Origin of the sequence: Paenibacillus sp. FSL R10-2778 (assembly GCF_038593035.1) — a bacterium.
GTDB classification, from domain to species: domain Bacteria; phylum Bacillota; class Bacilli; order Paenibacillales; family Paenibacillaceae; genus Paenibacillus_AQ; species Paenibacillus_AQ odorifer.
Genome location: NZ_CP151956.1, coordinates 5,821,568 through 5,837,936 on the forward strand (window position 1 = coordinate 5,821,568; position 16,369 = coordinate 5,837,936).

Annotated in this window: 19 protein-coding genes and 1 riboswitch; of the genes, 5 read left to right on the top strand and 14 right to left on the bottom strand. The window is 43.9% G+C overall.

Annotation, left to right across the window (positions count from 1 at the left end; all coding sequences use genetic code 11):
- The first annotated feature begins 48 nt into the window (after positions 1–48).
- The gene (locus NST40_RS26095; protein WP_076128050.1) at positions 49–1,023 is read left to right on the top strand and encodes an NAD(P)/FAD-dependent oxidoreductase; all 975 of its coding nucleotides are present in this window, start codon (positions 49–51) and stop codon (positions 1,021–1,023) included.
- A gap of 132 nt (positions 1,024–1,155) precedes the next feature.
- On the opposite strand, the gene sda is transcribed toward NST40_RS26095, so the two are convergent.
- Both sda and NST40_RS26105 read right to left on the bottom strand, forming a co-directional pair.
- Positions 1,156–1,299 (bottom strand): sporulation histidine kinase inhibitor Sda, encoded by a 144-nt coding sequence (gene sda / locus NST40_RS26100; protein ID WP_036685584.1) that lies wholly within the window; start codon positions 1,297–1,299, stop codon positions 1,156–1,158.
- Positions 1,300–1,614: 315 nt separating this feature from the next.
- Positions 1,615–2,277, bottom strand: a complete 663-nt coding sequence (locus NST40_RS26105; RefSeq protein WP_076218131.1) for a YheC/YheD family protein — start codon at positions 2,275–2,277, stop codon at positions 1,615–1,617.
- Between the two features lie 333 nt (positions 2,278–2,610).
- Between NST40_RS26105 and NST40_RS26110 the strand changes: the two genes are divergently transcribed.
- Positions 2,611–2,820: a hypothetical protein gene (locus NST40_RS26110; protein WP_036685233.1), complete on the top strand. Its 210-nt coding sequence runs from the start codon at positions 2,611–2,613 to the stop codon at positions 2,818–2,820.
- 481 nt (positions 2,821–3,301) lie between these two features.
- Here the strand turns inward: NST40_RS26110 and NST40_RS26115 are convergent, their stop codons facing one another.
- Both NST40_RS26115 and NST40_RS26120 read right to left on the bottom strand, forming a co-directional pair.
- Positions 3,302–3,754 carry a GNAT family N-acetyltransferase gene (locus NST40_RS26115; protein WP_076218130.1) on the bottom strand — a complete coding sequence of 151 codons (453 nt, stop codon included), beginning with the start codon at positions 3,752–3,754 and terminating at the stop codon, positions 3,302–3,304.
- A 101-nt stretch (positions 3,755–3,855) separates the two neighbouring features.
- Complete coding sequence (locus tag NST40_RS26120) at positions 3,856–4,215, bottom strand: iron-sulfur cluster assembly accessory protein (protein ID WP_036685235.1); 360 nt, start codon at positions 4,213–4,215, stop codon at positions 3,856–3,858.
- A 458-nt stretch (positions 4,216–4,673) separates the two neighbouring features.
- Here NST40_RS26120 and mqnE point away from each other — a divergent pair, with 458 nt between their 5' ends.
- The gene (gene mqnE, locus NST40_RS26125) at positions 4,674–5,780 is read left to right on the top strand and encodes an aminofutalosine synthase MqnE (protein WP_076277564.1); all 1,107 of its coding nucleotides are present in this window, start codon (positions 4,674–4,676) and stop codon (positions 5,778–5,780) included.
- A 51-nt stretch (positions 5,781–5,831) separates the two neighbouring features.
- Positions 5,832–6,893, top strand: coding sequence for an FAD-dependent oxidoreductase (locus tag NST40_RS26130; protein ID WP_076277563.1), 1,062 nt, complete (start codon positions 5,832–5,834; stop codon positions 6,891–6,893).
- A gap of 409 nt (positions 6,894–7,302) precedes the next feature.
- Here the strand turns inward: NST40_RS26130 and NST40_RS26135 are convergent, their stop codons facing one another.
- Positions 7,303–7,557, bottom strand: a complete 255-nt coding sequence (locus NST40_RS26135; protein ID WP_036685247.1) for a YuzB family protein — start codon at positions 7,555–7,557, stop codon at positions 7,303–7,305.
- Between the two features lie 81 nt (positions 7,558–7,638).
- Here NST40_RS26135 and NST40_RS26140 point away from each other — a divergent pair, with 81 nt between their 5' ends.
- Positions 7,639–7,887: a NifU family protein gene (locus NST40_RS26140; RefSeq protein ID WP_036685249.1), complete on the top strand. Its 249-nt coding sequence runs from the start codon at positions 7,639–7,641 to the stop codon at positions 7,885–7,887.
- A 158-nt stretch (positions 7,888–8,045) separates the two neighbouring features.
- Here the strand turns inward: NST40_RS26140 and NST40_RS26145 are convergent, their stop codons facing one another.
- The 9 genes from NST40_RS26145 to NST40_RS26185 form a co-directional block, all read right to left on the bottom strand.
- The gene (locus tag NST40_RS26145) at positions 8,046–8,912 is read right to left on the bottom strand and encodes a MetQ/NlpA family ABC transporter substrate-binding protein (protein ID WP_036685252.1); all 867 of its coding nucleotides are present in this window, start codon (positions 8,910–8,912) and stop codon (positions 8,046–8,048) included.
- A 57-nt stretch (positions 8,913–8,969) separates the two neighbouring features.
- Positions 8,970–9,629 (bottom strand): methionine ABC transporter permease, encoded by a 660-nt coding sequence (locus tag NST40_RS26150; protein ID WP_076218129.1) that lies wholly within the window; start codon positions 9,627–9,629, stop codon positions 8,970–8,972.
- A complete protein-coding gene (locus tag NST40_RS26155) occupies positions 9,629–10,645 on the bottom strand; it encodes a methionine ABC transporter ATP-binding protein (protein ID WP_076218128.1) in 1,017 nt (338 codons plus the stop codon). Before NST40_RS26155 ends, NST40_RS26150 begins: the two co-directional genes overlap by 1 nt.
- A gap of 102 nt (positions 10,646–10,747) precedes the next feature.
- Positions 10,748–10,883, bottom strand: a riboswitch (SAM riboswitch).
- A 102-nt stretch (positions 10,884–10,985) separates the two neighbouring features.
- Positions 10,986–11,720 (bottom strand): Cthe_2314 family HEPN domain-containing protein, encoded by a 735-nt coding sequence (locus NST40_RS26160; protein ID WP_076178960.1) that lies wholly within the window; start codon positions 11,718–11,720, stop codon positions 10,986–10,988.
- 155 nt (positions 11,721–11,875) lie between these two features.
- Positions 11,876–12,859, bottom strand: coding sequence for a heme A synthase (locus NST40_RS26165; RefSeq protein WP_076277562.1), 984 nt, complete (start codon positions 12,857–12,859; stop codon positions 11,876–11,878).
- A 102-nt stretch (positions 12,860–12,961) separates the two neighbouring features.
- Positions 12,962–13,306, bottom strand: coding sequence for a thioredoxin family protein (locus tag NST40_RS26170; protein ID WP_036685265.1), 345 nt, complete (start codon positions 13,304–13,306; stop codon positions 12,962–12,964).
- A 78-nt stretch (positions 13,307–13,384) separates the two neighbouring features.
- Positions 13,385–15,010: a polysaccharide biosynthesis protein gene (locus NST40_RS26175; protein ID WP_076279677.1), complete on the bottom strand. Its 1,626-nt coding sequence runs from the start codon at positions 15,008–15,010 to the stop codon at positions 13,385–13,387.
- 26 nt (positions 15,011–15,036) lie between these two features.
- Positions 15,037–15,522 carry a DUF456 family protein gene (locus NST40_RS26180; RefSeq protein ID WP_038573189.1) on the bottom strand — a complete coding sequence of 162 codons (486 nt, stop codon included), beginning with the start codon at positions 15,520–15,522 and terminating at the stop codon, positions 15,037–15,039.
- Between the two features lie 58 nt (positions 15,523–15,580).
- The gene (locus tag NST40_RS26185; RefSeq protein ID WP_036685270.1) at positions 15,581–16,348 is read right to left on the bottom strand and encodes a Cof-type HAD-IIB family hydrolase; all 768 of its coding nucleotides are present in this window, start codon (positions 16,346–16,348) and stop codon (positions 15,581–15,583) included.
- Between the last annotated feature and the right edge of the window lie 21 nt (positions 16,349–16,369).

The window sequence follows — 16,369 nt, forward strand, 5'->3', positions numbered from 1 at the left end:
AACTCGGAGGTGTAATATCCCGTGACCCAAGAGCAATCCAGCGTTCCTATGAGCGACCTTTTAATCATAGGTGGCGGGCCAGCTGGCATGTTTGCCGCATTTTACGGCGGAATGCGTCAGGCATCAGTAACCCTTATTGAAAGTATGCCCCAATTGGGGGGACAACTTGCTGCCCTTTATCCAGAAAAATACATTTATGATGTGGCAGGTTTTCCAAAAGTAACAGCACAAGAATTGGTCGACAACCTGTCTCGGCAAATGGATATGTTCCAATCCAATATCCGGCTGGAGGAGAAAGTGATTTCTGTTCAAAAACGGGACGAACGTCATTTTGTGGTTACAACCGATGTAGCCGAATACCACAGTAAGGCGATCATCATTACAGCTGGTGTAGGTGCATTTGAACCTCGTCGTTTGGAATTACCCAACGCTGGACGTTTTGAAAAAGCAAACCTCCATTATTTTGTAAATGATCTAAATGCCTTTAAAGATAAAAAAGTTCTGATCAGCGGTGGCGGTGACTCTGCAGTTGACTGGGCGCTCATGCTGGAACCCATCGCTGAACAGGTAACCCTGATTCACCGCCGGGATAAATTCCGTGCGCATGAACATAGCGTTGAGAACCTGATGGCTTCCAAGGTTAACGTAGTTACTCCTACTGAAATTACAGAGCTGCATGGTGATGAGTTCATTACCAAGGTTACATTGTCAAATATCAAGACCAAAGAAACTCAAGAAATTGAAGTGGACAGCGTTATTGTTAACTTCGGATTCATCTCTTCCCTAGGTCCTATTGCCGAATGGGGTATTGATATTGAGGGGAACTCCATTGTTGTTGACTCGCGTATGGAAACAAGTATTCCAGGCATTTTTGCTGCCGGCGATATCACAACTTATCCTGGCAAGCTGAAGCTGATTGCTGTAGGATTTGGTGAAGCTCCAACGGCTGTGAATAATGCTAAGGTGTACATTGATCCAGAAGCGAAGCTTTCACCGGGTCACAGCAGTAATATGAAACTCTAAATCTATTAACACAATAAAAAAGGGTATTCTTACAGACCTGTTGATAACAGCCTGTGAGGATACCCTTTTATGTTTGTTTGTGCCTCGCGGTTTTATATATGTAGCCTGCTACAAAGTTATCCTTTGCGCTTTTTAATGAAGAACCGCATGTACTGGAGAGTGTAAGTTTCGTTTGCGAATTTCAACGAGTAGAAGAGCGATGAAATCATGCTCTAGTTGCAGCTCTATTGCTCTATGGTAAGAGTCAAGCAGCATCTCATCCGACAATTCAACCATAAACTTCATCTACCTTTCCTTTATTTGGATCTGAATCTATCATATCAAACTATCATTTTTCGAACAAGCGTTCGCGTTATCCACAAGTACATGTGGAAATCCTGTGTATAAAATGTGTGTAAGCGTTATAAAGGTACTAGCTACACAGTGGACTATGGGGATAATAGTTATACACAGGATTGAACCACTTGTATACAGCTAAAAATATATTTTTATTGTAAATAAATTACAATGTTATTTACCCCAAAAGAACGCAACTAAACGCAATTTTATCTTACTACTCTATTATCGTCAATTCTTAAAATAATTGTTAATTTATTGAGGTCTTGTATTAACCTCCAAAATCCATATTTTCCCCGAATAATCTACAGCATAATCAAAGCCCAGCTCACCTATTCCCGGAAAATGCCGTTCCATAATTCCGATACATACATGGGTTAGTCTCCGCATTTCTGCTTTCTTCGCTGAAGCTTTAATCCGCGGCAACGATCTACGAAGTCCTTCACGACATGATAGCATCGTTCCCCCTTTACAAAGATTGGTTACGAACAGACCTGGCCGAGCCAATCTCCCTACCATGGAGCGAAATTCCCAAACCTCACCATTCTTAACTACTTTGACCCGATAATCAATAGGCCGTCCACCGATTCTTGCAAGGGAAATCCCTTGTTGAATCAAATATCTGCGTCTTGCCTTCACAGTATTAAGCGCACGTCTCATGGTTCCAAAATCCTTGTAAATTCGAGTTCTGTCCATATAGGTGAATCCATAACCGCGACTATCCCGAAAAACTTTGATTACACCGTAACCTCCGCCACCCACAATAGGTTTAATGACAACATTTCCATATCTACGAAGCATTGCCAGGAGCGTTTCTGCCCTGTACCCCCTCGTCATTGGGATATAGGGTGCAACCCGAGCGTCGGTCAGCAACGCTTCTGTCTTCAGCCACTTACTGGCCAATTGTCTTCCTGCCATCGTCCTTTCCCTCCCTTCACAATCCAGCCTACCCTATACATTACTCAGAGAAGGTCTCGCCCTCTTGTATGATTGTCCGTGTAAGATGCCGCTCTTAGCAAAAAGGGCTTAGTGTTTAGCACAGTATCAGTCGACAGCGACAGGGTACAACCGCGGATTTTGTAGATTCAGTTCTCAATAAATTCGACATCAATATCTTAATGGATGAGTTCACTATAACTAGAATAATCTTCAAAATCGTTGTATTATTAATAGCGGTTACATTTTCAATTTCTACTATTATAGTGAGTACTAACAGAATCACTAAAAAGCACAGCGCGGGGAGGGCTCAGAATGGCACAGTTTTTTGAGGTTTTATATTGGGTAGCTATGCTTGGGATGTCCATTGTATTGGCTGGAACGACTATACTGATCTGCGCCATTGGCTTTAAATTTATTAAAGACAAACGCAGAGCACTGGGTACGGGCTGTATCGCCTTCTCCCTTGGAGCTGCAGCGCTCATCGTATTTATGATTAATTACAAGTTTATTATTCCAGCCTAATGTACGCAGGGGACTGCCTATAAACAGCTTACTTCTATGCACAGACGGTCCGACCCTCGCAAAAAAAAACACAGAGCAGCGATTCTCCAGTTATGTGGAGAATCGCTGCTCTGTGTTTTTAAACAATAGCTATCTGCTTCAACAGTGTCGTTAACCATGAGCATTTCGGACCCAGATGACGTTATTTGCAGATTTTCAACCTTTGAGGCGTGGTTTCGGACTCCAGTGACACTATCGCTTAGAAAGAGTTTCATATTTACTGATTTTCATAGCAATAGCGGCAATGCGGTCCGTCGGCACCACAAATATGGGAAAATGTGGCGTTTAGGGTCATCTGTGTCCGATACATGGCTTGCGATACATGGTTAGCGATATATCGTTCGTGATACATGGTTAGCGATTTATCGTTTGCTTCCTATGTAAAAGAATAAAGAGCTACCCCAGCGGTCATTAAATGGCTTCTGAGAAACTCCCCTATTACTCATAAATCCAGCGACAGGCGTATCATATCTATGACTTGAATCCCATTTTCAAAGATTTCTTCACTGTAATGCCTAATAAAAAAATCTCTATCAATGCCGGTGATTCTGAATCCACATTTCTGATAAAGTGCCAATTGTTCAACACTCGAATTACCTGTGCCAATTTCAATGGTTTTTGCTCCAAGCAGCTTGGCATTCTGAATCGCATGGTTCAGCAGCTGTTTTCCTATACCTTGCCCGTGTTTATTTTCGTCGACGGCGATATTAACAATCTCTACAGTCTCCGGTCTTGTCTGCAGCACAACGTAGACTCCGATGATGCTGTTATCCACCTCAGCCACACAACATAACCCTCTTTGTAAATATCCGTTAACTAAGCTCTCCGAAGGATCTGCTAATAGAAGTAATTCTAATGGAGGCTGTTCACCAGCTTTTAATTTTCTGATTTCCATTTCCGAACTCCTTGTGATGATTTTTGTCATTGAGAATAAAAAAAACTCCAAGCCTGTGTTGTTAGAATCCAACACGGGGCTTGGAGCCGTGATTGCTGTGATTAGCAAGGCTCTTCGTTAGGTTTCCCTGCATCCGTAGCTGTCCGGAAGCTTGAACCGCAGCCGCAAGTTGCAGTAGCGTTAGGGTTGTTGATGGTGAAACCACCCGTCATGCCGGATTCTTCAAAGTCGATTTCGAGACCGTCCAGGTAACGAAGGTTCTCCTTCTCCACAACCACTTTCATGTCTTGAATGTCCATATATACGTCCTGATCGGTTTCATTATCATCAAAGCCCATAGCGTACGAGAATCCACTGCAACCGCCGGGCGTTACTCCAATACGGAGGAACATGTTCGGTACTTCTTGTTCAGCAAGCATCGCCTTTAATTGTTCTGCTGCCTTTTCACTAATATTAATCATGATCTCATCCTCCTACAAATTCGTCTCCCTTCATAAGCGGAAACTTATGTTTAAGGGACCTTCCGGCCAAAAGTTATTTCATAAAAATATAAGATAGTATAAGTGTTGCACCTATTCTTTATGTCTTATATTTCTCGCTTAAACGCTTATCAACTTTATAAGGATGCCAATGACGTTTATGCTTGATAAATTCAGTATAACCGACTATTCCGTTACCCTCAAGTCACAACTGCCTTAGGCATGACCCTTCACAGCAAAAAACACCATCAATATCAAGCTGTTGATACCCTTAGGAGAGTAGGTTTATAATAGGGAAGGCACTCTAAGTAAAAATTCGGAAATTTGTCACGGAGGCAAGCTCGCCTCTTTCTTTTTTAGAATGAACAGCTACCACTTGGGTACGTCTGGAATTTATCTTCGAGCAATCTGCTCGTAAACTTTCAGGAGGAAATCATAATATGTCTACTCTTTTTACCCCCCACACGGATGCCCGAATGGCGAACATTATTGATAAGGTTCGCAGCGGCGAAAGATTGAATTTGGAAGATGGCGTTTATTTATATCAAAGCAACGATTTACTTACCATTGGCCAGCTAGCGAATGAAGTCAATATCGCCAAGAATCACAACCGGGTATATTTTATCGAAAACATGAGTCTATATTTCACCAATGTTTGCGAATCGCACTGTGCATTCTGCAATTTCCGCAAAGATGATGGAGAAGAGGGAGCCTATACCCTATCCGGTCAGGAAATGGTGCAATATGTCGAACAGCATATCCACCCAGGCGTACGCGAATTCCACATTGTTGGTGGCCATAACGACAAGGTTCCCTTCCACTATTATGTGGATTCTTTAAAAGCTTTGAACGAACGTTTCCCTGAGGTTACCTTAAAAGCCTACACTGCGGCTGAAATTGATTTTTTCACCCGTATTAGCGGTTTGAGTATTCGTGAGGTACTGGAACAATTGCGTGCTGCTGGACTTAAAACACTCACCGGTGGTGGCGCAGAGATATTATCCGACCAATATCGTAAAAAAATGCGTGTAGACAAAGCTAATGTGGAAGAATATCTGGAAGTCCATCGGACAGCACATCAGCTTGGGATGAAGACCCATACCACTATGCTGTACGGCTCCATTGAATCTCATGAAGACCGTATCCGCCATATGATGCAAATCCGTGATTTGCAGGACGAAACCAATGGCTTTATGGTATTCATTCCATTGTCCATGCAGCCTAAGAATAAAAACGCTGGCATCATGCGCCGCAACTCTGCTTATGAGGATCTGAAGACCATTGCGATCAGCAGATTGATGTTGGACAATTTCGATCACATCAAAGCGTACTTCATTAACATTGGCCCTCAGCTTACTCAAGTCGCGCTGAACTTCGGTGCATCAGATGTGCATGGCACAATTCTAAAAGAACGTATCAGCCACGCGGCTGGCGCCTTAACACCGGAAGGTCTGACTCGCGACGAATTGATCTGGCTAGTGAAAGGTGCTGGACGAATTCCTGTCGAACGTGACACTTTCTATAATGAAGTTAAGGTATACGAATAAGAAGACTACCTGAGATTTGTTATCCCATATTGGAAAGGAAGTTCGGTCAGCATGAGAACAATACTCGTTCTTGGCGGTGGCTACGGCGGCCTAGCCTTAATTCAAGAATTACTCAATAATCATCTTCCTCATGATGTTGAAATTATCTTAATTGACCGAATGCCTTATCAAGGAATCAAAACGGAATATTATGCGCTCGCCGCAGGTACCGTAACTGATTATCACCTGCGCATTCATTTTCCGGTTCACCCCCGGCTTACTGTCCGGTACGGTGAAGTGAGTTCCATTGATTTGGAGAGCAAAATAGTCAGTATGGAGTCCGGTGAGATTGTATCTTATGATCTCCTAGCCATTGCTCTTGGATGTACCGACAATTACCACAACATCCCTGGTGCTGATCAATATACCTGCAGCATCCAGACCTTTGCTGGTACTCGGGAAACCTACCGCCGTTTAAATGATGTGAAGCCTTACGGAACGATAAACATCGTAGGTGGAGGATTGAGCGGTGTTGAATTAGCCGCAGAGCTTCGGGAAAGCCGTCCAGACCTTAACATCGCTATTCTGGATCGCGGTGAACGTGTTTTGTCTGCCTTTCCGGCAAAGCTGTCACAGTACGTAGAGGAATGGTTTCATCACCATCAGGTGCAAACGCTGGGACGAATCTCTGTATCTCATGTAGAGAAGGATTCGATTTTTAACGGTACCGAGGAAATCCTTTCAGATGTGACAGTATGGACCGCAGGGATTCAACCTGTAAAAGTAGTTCAAGATTTGAATGTGTCGAAGGACCGCGGTGGACGGATTATGCTGGATGAGTATTATCGTATACCGGATTATCCGGAGGTATATGTGATTGGCGACTGTGCCAGTCTGCCATTCGCACCAAGCGCACAAGCCGCTGGAGCACAGGGTGAGCAGGTAGCTCAGGTTATCCAAGCGACCTGGCGCAGTGAGACTCCCAAGCTTCATCCTATTCGCCTGAAGGGTACTTTAGGGTCACTAGGAAAAAAAGCAGGATTCGGACTTATGGGACAACGCTCCGTCAAAGGACGGGTTCCCCGCATCCTCAAGAGCGGAGTGCTCTGGATGTCGAAACGCACTTTAGGATAAGCCTATGATGGTTCATAATTATTAAAGGAAGCTACTCTCAGATAAACACGAGAGTAGCTTCCTTACGTTATTGGTGCGTATACCCTTCGGACTCAGATGACCTTATTCGCAAATTTTCAGCCTTTGAAGGAGAGTTTCGGACTCCAGTGAAGTTATTGCTTATAATGAGGTTCATTTATGCTGTTTTTCAGGTGAATAGTGACTATGGGGTCCGATAGCAATCCAAATGTAGGAAAACACTCAATATAAGGTCGCCTGAGTCCGGTGGCACCTTCACGGTAGCCCCTGCACTCTCCAATATGTTGCCTAATCGATCAAATTGGTGGATTTTGTTCAAGTAAGGTTCCAAAAAGAGGGAGCACTCCATAATTTAGATTATGGAGTGCTCCCTCTTTTTTTCTCGAGAAATTTAGTCAAGATCTATATTAAACCAAGCCTCAAGCTCTTTGATCTTGGCCTCAATTTTCTCTTCTAGCTCTGCAACAGTGTCTGCTGCAATAATGTCACCTTCAACCATGGCGAAAGGCATTAAATAACACTCTCCACAATTGTTCAGACATCCGTATTCAATGACATCATAATCTGGATTTTCCTCCAGCTTATGCATTAGCTTGTCTGTTCCGTGACCCATGTTACTGGAACAAAATTCAATAATTGGTCTCATGATGATCTCCCTATTCCGCCTAACCATTTTATTTTTTAACTTTTTGTACTATAATGAACTTACGAAAGGAGTGATTGAGAAATGAGTGAGAATGCACAAAGCACCGAAATGTATGATGAAGTACTAGAAGTGCTGGATAAGCTTCGTCCGTTCCTGCAGCGCGATGGCGGTGACGTAGAACTGGTCGATGTGGAAGACGGCATCGTTAAGTTGAAACTTATGGGTGCCTGCGGCAGCTGCCCAAGCTCCACGATCACCTTGAAAGCCGGGATTGAACGCGCCCTCCTTGAAGAAGTAGAAGGCGTTGAAGAAGTAGTTCAAGTATTCTAAATCCCGTTCAATAACCCTCCCGATTCTCCTGTATAGGAGATCGGGATTTTCTTATTATAGAGGATTTAACATTCTCTCACAACCTTAGAACATAAAACCCGCAAGCCAACTTGGCTGCGGGTTCTTGTTATGACTATAGACGAATTTAGCTTCATTCCTTAAAACGCTGGAATGATCGCACCTTCGTACTTTTCTTCAATGAAAGCTTTAGCTTCTGGAGAATTCAGGGCAGCAACCAGCTTTTTGATGGCTTCGGAATCTTTATTGTCTTGACGGGTTACCAAAATGTTAGCATAAGGGGAATCTACACCCTCGATGAACAATGCATCTTTAGTTGGCACAAGACCAGCGTCTAGTGCAAAGTTCGTGTTGATCAAAGCAAGGTCTACCTCATCCAGTTGACGTGGGAGCATAGCAGCTTCCAACTCAATGATGTCGAGATTTTTCTTGTTTTCAGTGATATCTGCTTTTGTTGCAGCAATGTTTGTATCATCTTTCAAGGTAATCAGACCATTTTTTGCAAGTAGGATTAGTGCACGGCCACCGTTAGTAGCATCGTTCGGAATGGCAACTTTTGCACCATCAGCCAACTCATCGATTGATTTGATTTTTTTGGAATAAGCTCCAAAAGGTTCAACGTGAACGGATGCAACAGAGACCAGGTCGGTTTTATTATTTTTGTTTTGGTCATCCAGATACGGTTGGTGTTGGAAAAAGTTAGCGTCTAACTCCTTCTCATCAAGCTGCACGTTAGGTTGAATATAGTCAGTGAATTCTTTGATTTCAAGTGTAATTCCATCTTTTTCAAGCAATGGAGCAATAGCCTTCAAAATTTCAGCATGAGGAACAGGTGAGGCACCAATAACCAATTTCACTGGATCTTTAGTAGGTTCACTTGTTGCTTCTGCGTTTGGTGCTGTTGTAGCAGCCGAGCTCCCAGCATTATTAGATGCATTGTTGTTACCGCAAGCCGCAAGCACCGCAACCAGTGTCAGGCTAAAAAATGTAAGTAGTACTTTTTTCATTGTAAATCCCCCTCTAATCTATATTTTGTATTGAATAAGGATATATATGGATGTACCTTATTTCCGTGTGTAATGTTTTACGAGTCGGTCACCGGCCATTTGTAGCAATTGCACCAGTACGACAATAAATACTATAGAAACAATCATAATCTCCGTCTCATAGCGGTGGTAGCCGTAACGAATCGCCAAGTCACCTAATCCGCCGCCCCCAACCATACCAGCCATTGCTGTATAGGAGACCAGTGTAACCAGTGTGATCGTAACTCCAGCGAGCAGACCTGGACGAGCTTCTGGCAAAAGAACACGCATAACGATTTGGTTCGTCGATGCTCCCATACCTTGTGCGGCTTCGATGACTCCGCGGTCTACCTCTCTTAACGACGTCTCTACCAAGCGGGCAAAAAACGGAGCTGCACCAATCACCAGAGGTGGAATCGTACCGAGTACACCAATGGAGGTTCCAACAACGGCTTTGCTGAAAGGAATTAGAGCCACCATCAAAATGATAAAGGGTACGGAACGTAGAATATTTACAAGTAATGATAAGACCGAGTAAGTTACTCTGATTACTATACTATTCGATTTCCCCCATAAATACAATAGAATTCCGAGTGGTAAACCAAGAATAATTGTGAACAATCCGGAAAAAAATATCATTTTTATAGTAGCAACCGTAGCATCCATCATTTCTTGCCAATTTAGATCTGCAAAATTCATTACGAAATCACCTCCACATCAAGGCCTTGAGCAATTAGCCTGGAGATCGTTACAGCAATCGCCTCAGCTGGCCCTTCGAACCGCACAATCATCTGTCCATAAGGCACATCTTTAATCGTTGAAATGGTACCATGTAAGATTGCAAAGCTTACACCCGTATCACGCACGACATCGGATAGTGCCGAGCCGTAAGTTTTTTCTCCGAAAAAAGTAATTTTGACAGCTTGAGAGTTATCCCCGGCAGCAGCATCAAGCGCCACTCGAAGAGGTCCTTCATTCTGTGTCTCACTGCGGATGAAATCGCGTGTAACCTCATGCTGCGGCTTGAGAAATACCTCTGTAACTTTGCCTTGCTCAACAATCCCACCACCATGAATGACCGCGACACGGTCGCAGATGCTCTGGATTACATGCATTTCATGTGTGATCAGCACAATGGTCAAATGGAATCTTTTATTAATATCGAGCAGCAGCTTAAGAATGGAGTCCGTTGTCTGGGGATCGAGCGCAGAAGTGGCCTCGTCACACAGCAGCACATCAGGGTCACTGGCTAGTGCCCGGGCGATGCCGACCCGTTGCTTTTGTCCTCCAGATAACTGAGAAGGAAACTTATCTTTATGTTCTTCAAGCCCAACTAGAGCGAGCAGGTCTTTGACTTTTGTATCAATAGCTGTTCTAGATGTACCTGCAAGGCGCAGTGGAAAGGCAATATTATCGTATACGGTCGCCGAAGACAGCAAATTGAAATGTTGAAAAATCATCCCAATCTTGCGCCGCTGTTCCTGCAGCTGACCTTGGTTAAGACTGGTTAGCTCAACACCGTCTACCCAGACCTCTCCTTCTGTCGGACGTTCCAACAGATTAATGCAACGGATCAATGTACTTTTCCCGGCTCCAGAGTGGCCGATGACTCCGAATATTTCACCTTTCTCGATGGACAGATTCAATCCAGAAAGTGCTGTTGCCGCATTACTCCCTTTTCCATAAATCTTTGTTATCCCTTTTAGATTAATCAACTCTCGTCGCCCCCCCTTTATACTTCACTTATTCTATACAAAAAAACCTCTAACGATCGATGCAGATCGCAAGAGGCTCTGTGGGTTTATTAAGACAATGCCTTCTCATCTGCCAACGACCGCAACCTGCGCCATTGTAGGAATTAGCACCATGACATTTGTACAACGCTTCCCGCGCTGGATACAAATCGGTTGCCGGGCTTCATCGGGCCTATCCCTCCGCCGCTCTCGATAAGATAAAGTTATGAAATTATATTTTTTCTGAAATCGTACATACTTTAATGCAAGCATAAGTATAGTGAGTTTATCTATTTTTGTCAAAAGGAAATATATTGAACGATTACGATTTTATGCTCTTTGCCTTGCTTATTTCCTTACGCAGCTGTTCATTGCTGTAGCTGAATGCCGCGATTAATGTCTTACAGTTCATTTCGAGCGATTGTTTTAAATCCTCAAGATGGCTATCCAAATCCTCGAGCTGAATTTTGTCATGCAGACCTTGGTGCCGCTGCCACAAATCATCCTGCATTTCGGAATTCATATAATGAATTTCAGCATTTCTGCGCTTGCGTAAATTCTCCAATGGATCGCGGTAGGAGTTCTTAATCTCTTCCAGTTGATCCGCTAATGCAGGATGCACATTCAATAATTGAAGCTGACGCAGCACTGTAAAATAAGAAAAGTGCGTTTTTAATTTGGATGTTTTGAGATCATAAAAATGATTCAGTACCGTCCCAAGCTTGTCCAGAAGAGAGAAAACCCGGATAAAGCCATCTTTATAAAAATAAACATAACGTGCATAATCGCCCTGTTCCACCGGTGTCATATCATCCATATAACCCGCAATCACTAATTTCCGGTAAAAAGCGGCTGCGAACCAACTTTGCTCCAGTTCATCCAGAGAGGAAATCAGCCCACGTGTCCAAATCTCCAGCTTGCGGTATTCATGGTCATTATCCTCATGGGCACTCATTTCCTTGCGCAGCAATGCTGCAAAAGTGGCCATATTCTCCATCGCATCAGCCAACACACCGCTGTTCTTTCGAGGCGGCTCTCCAAGTAATACCCGCAGCATATCCCAGTCCTCCTAAAGTTTTGTTCAGCGTCTGCTTCCATGGACTGCTTCGTACAAAACTCGCGACGTAAGCATCGGCCAATCAGCTCCACGATATACCGATTTCCACTTTATTATTCCGCGGGTGAAGCGCCTCTATCCACGGAGGGAATGTTCTACCAAGGCGGTGGAATCATTGGGTTCGTTACATTTTTTCCAGACACGACACTACTCGCGCGATTTAGCTGCCAGACTCTTACACTCATATAACATAAGACACCAAACAAACTGGCAATCAGCAAAATATGAGCCAAAGCGGCAAATATGTACAGCCTTTCATTATCTAGAGTGTAAACCACAGCCGCCCCACTAAATACCTGCATCAAGCATAACAGTACTGCAGCTATACCTAGCGCTCTAAGCTCTGGATAATCCTTATGTTTCCAAAATGCCAAATGCCCGAGCAGCGCAGTAAGCATGAATAAGATTAAAGCCGCAATCCGATGCGTAAAAACAACACCTACTCCTCCGGAAAGCTCCGGAACCCATTCTCCATTACAAAGCGGCCAACCCGAACACCCGCCTTGTGAATCCGTATGACTTACAAAGGCTCCAATATACACGACAATATAAGAATAGATGGCAGTAAAACAGGTTAAATTGCGAAAAGCCTTACTTACGGGCTTCTTTTGAGCCTCCAGCTTATGATCATATTCGCGTGCTTCATGCCATCTCTTGGTTCCAAGAGCCAACATCATAGCGCTCGAAAAGGCGATCAAAGAAAAACCCATATGCAGCGCCATTACAGCGGCGGATTGAGATTTAATTACTGCAAGCGCTCCCATACCACCTTGAACGATGACGAATAATAAAGTCATAAATGCATATCCCAGCAAATCGCGCCGAGTACGGGCATAACGCCAAAAAGCAAACATCGAGGCAAGTGAGAATAACCCTGCCAAACCGCTAAACAAGCGATGGGTGTATTCAATCATCGAGCCTATAGTATAAGCCGGAATTAATTTCCCATGACAGAGCGGCCATTCATTTCCGCATTCCAAGCCCGATCCAGTCTTCGTCACTACCGCTCCTCCGAGTACAGCAAGGAACATGATAAGGCAAGTAAGATAACTAAGCCATTTCAACTGATTTGTCGTCAAAAATATCACCCGCAGTTTTTAGTAATGAAGAAGCAGCCAGACTTATATTTCAAAAAACCACCGCTTTTGCACAAACAGGCGAAAGCGGTGGTTCCTTAGGAATTACTTTTGAAGGCTTTGATGCACTTGGACCGCTTTATCAAGGAAATTCTCAATCTCTTCACGGGATTTGCGCAATTTATTAACGAATCTAACCAATTCCCGTCCATCCGAATATGCGACGAAGCTTGGAATACCCATAATATTTTGTTCTTGACTAACATCGCCCACGGCATCAACATCTACCTCAACCAGTGTAAGGCGGTCTGCATAAGCCTGCTCTACCTCTGGGATAAAAGGATCGATAAATTTGCAATCCGAGCACCAGTCAGCCTTGAAGATGGCCACTGTTAATCGAGGTGATTGAATGGCTACCTGAAATTCAGCAGGAGAACTAATTTTGTCCATGATTTACTCAGTCCCTTCTTCAATATCTGTCTATTTTCTACTCTTTAAGTGAAGCAAAATGCAGTGTAGAAGTCAAACCTATTCTCTCATACGAACACGTGCAGGCTGTAACTTCATCAGCGGATTCAATAATTTTTGCAGCGCCCGCGGATAACTGGAGATTTCCTGTTTAGTCAGCACACCCAGCACAATAAGCAGTACTAGATAAATAACAACAACGGCTGCTCCTACAACTAGACAAGTGATCAGAAACGCCAAACGTGCAGGCATCAGATCTGTTAACAGAATCCCAGCCTCATTCAAGCCATAACCAATCCCGCCGGACACAAGTACCGCAATCACGAAACCGCCCCAACGTTTGCCCATAATTTCAAATGGCACAATCGATTTCAGCATCCGTAAGTTAAGCAAAGTAATGACCACGAAACAAAGTGCTGTTGCACCGATAATTCCGTAGATGCCAAATACCTTACTAAGTAATAAGCTTGCCACTAATTTTACAATAATACCCGCTAACACATAATACATGGAAATTCGCGATTTGCCCATACCTAACAAAATAGAGTTCGTTGTCATCATCGTAATCTGAAAGATCGTTCCTAAAGTAAGCATGGCTACGATACCACTGCCATCTAAACTACTGAACAAGAGACCATTAACTGAATATGCAGCAACTACGAGTGATAGAACAATCGGTGCTCCTGTTAAAATAGAGATTCGAAGTGCTAACGTCACTTGCCCTTTTAGATGTTTTTCATCCCGACGGGCATATGCAGCTGAAATAATTGGTATAAGTGATGTGCTCAGTGCTATAGAAAGAACCGGTGGAATCCCGGCGACACTCTGTGCCCGACTCCCGAAAATACCCAAAGCACGTGTGGCATCAGCTACACCAACTTGTCCACTCAGTAACGGTACAATTAAAGATGTATCAATAAAGTTCACTACTGGAACCGTAACTGAAGATAGAACGATAGGAATGGATAATTTAAATATATCCTTATAAATTCCAAATAGAGGAAGCTTCGCTTCATTCGTTTCGTATAACGCAGTTTGCCCCTCGCTACGCCGTAATTTCATAGCGTAATAGAGCATTACACCAAACGCACCAACACTACCAAATACACTACCGAATGATGCACCAGCAGCCATCCACGTGTTGTCGTACCCTTTTTGTAACAATACAAATGCCAGAAGAACAGCGGTAGATACCCTCGCGATCTGCTCCACAATTTGAGAGATGCCACCAGCCATCATATTATTCCGCCCTTGAAAGTAACCACGCATCATTGCAATAGAAGGGAAGAGTAGGAGTGCCGGAGCTATGGCCCGGATCGCCAAAGTACTTTCAGGAACTTTTGCATATTCTGCATAATAAGGAGCACCTATGTATAACAATGCGCTCATAATTACGCCAACTACAACACCAAAGATTAATGCCGCCCGATACACCTGCTGAGCTTCATTTGGTCTATTCAGTGCATAACGCTCAGATACCATTTTACTTAATGTACTTGGAATCCCTGCTGTAGCCAGCGGTAATAACATTAAATAAACTGTGTTTGCCTGTGTAAATGAAGCATTACCAACATCATTAAATAAATGCTCCAGCGGCACACGCTGGACAAGCCCGAGTACCCTTGCCACCAAAGCTGCAGCAGCAAGGATAAGCGTGCCTTTAACAAAAGACTCTTTCTTGGACAAACTCTTTCCCCTTCTTCACTGTTAAATTAAAACCGGGCGACCCATATAAAAAAGAGGACGACCATAATTACCTGCAACACGATTTTGACCAAGGTGCTGCTAAATAAGCCGAGTATGGAGCCAACACTTACCTTAGCAGCTTTAGACGGGGAAGATCCCACTATCAATTCTCCAATAAAAGCCCCTAGAAATGGTCCAATGATAAGACCAAAAGCTGGAATAACAAAAGGTCCCAAGATCAGCCCGATCGTGCTCCCGATAATCGATGAACGTGATCCGCCAAATTTTTTGACACCCCACGCTCCTACAACATAATCAGCAACAAAAAGAACTACAACGATCAGTGTTTGAATAATCCAGAACCAAACCCCAAAGGGCTCAAAAGAAAAAAACCAGCCGTATACAAAAAAGGCAAGATAGATCGCTAACGCACCCGGCAGTATGGGATATACAGCCCCTGCCAATCCTACAGCAAACAAAACAATGATAAGAATCCAACCCAGGATCGTCAATTCCTTAACCTCCTACTAGCATAATGCTCCATGGATTCACTTCGCAGTACTGCTTTTATTATTTGCTGCCTACAGAGGCTGCAGCTTCGGTAAAGATATACTTTTGGATGACCTCGGCAATCCCGTCTTGATTATTGGTCGCCACCACAACATCAGCCTCTTGTTTAACCGTCTTTTGCGCGTTGCCCATGGCAACCCCAAGCCCAGCCTGCTGGATCGCCGCCAGATCGTTAAGGCTGTCGCCCACAGCTACAACTTGCGACATTTCTATTCCCAGCAGCTTGCAGACTTCCTTTATTCCTGCTGCCTTATTCACGCCTAGAGGATTAATCTCCAGATTGTGCGGAGAAGAGTTCGTAATCTCCAGTCCACCCATATCTTGAAGACGAAGCAACAGCTTATGACGAAGCTCATCATCTTCAGTGTGATAACCGAATTTAAGCCATTCTCTACCCGTTACATCCCCATCCCAGTTATCCTGTTTAAGAACTTCGTCCAGAGAATAAGCCCAGAACCAGATGTCATCTGCTTTTGCAAGATCATACATTTCTTGTACCAGCTTGGGATCCATTAGTGATCTCCGGTATATTTCATGTGGCGCTCTCCACACCTCACTGCCGTTCACAGTGATCATCGGTGTCTCTAAACCTAGCTGCTCTGCATAGGGTAAGGCACTTACAAATGCCCGGCCTGTCGACAGACAGACATGAACGCCTGCGTTGACCGCCTTTTGAATCCATTCCACCGTTGTGGGTGTAATTATCTGTTCATCATTCAGTAGGGTTCCATCCATATCCAATGCAAGCAGGCGGTATTTGGCAATCATTTGCCACCCCTCCATTCTTGT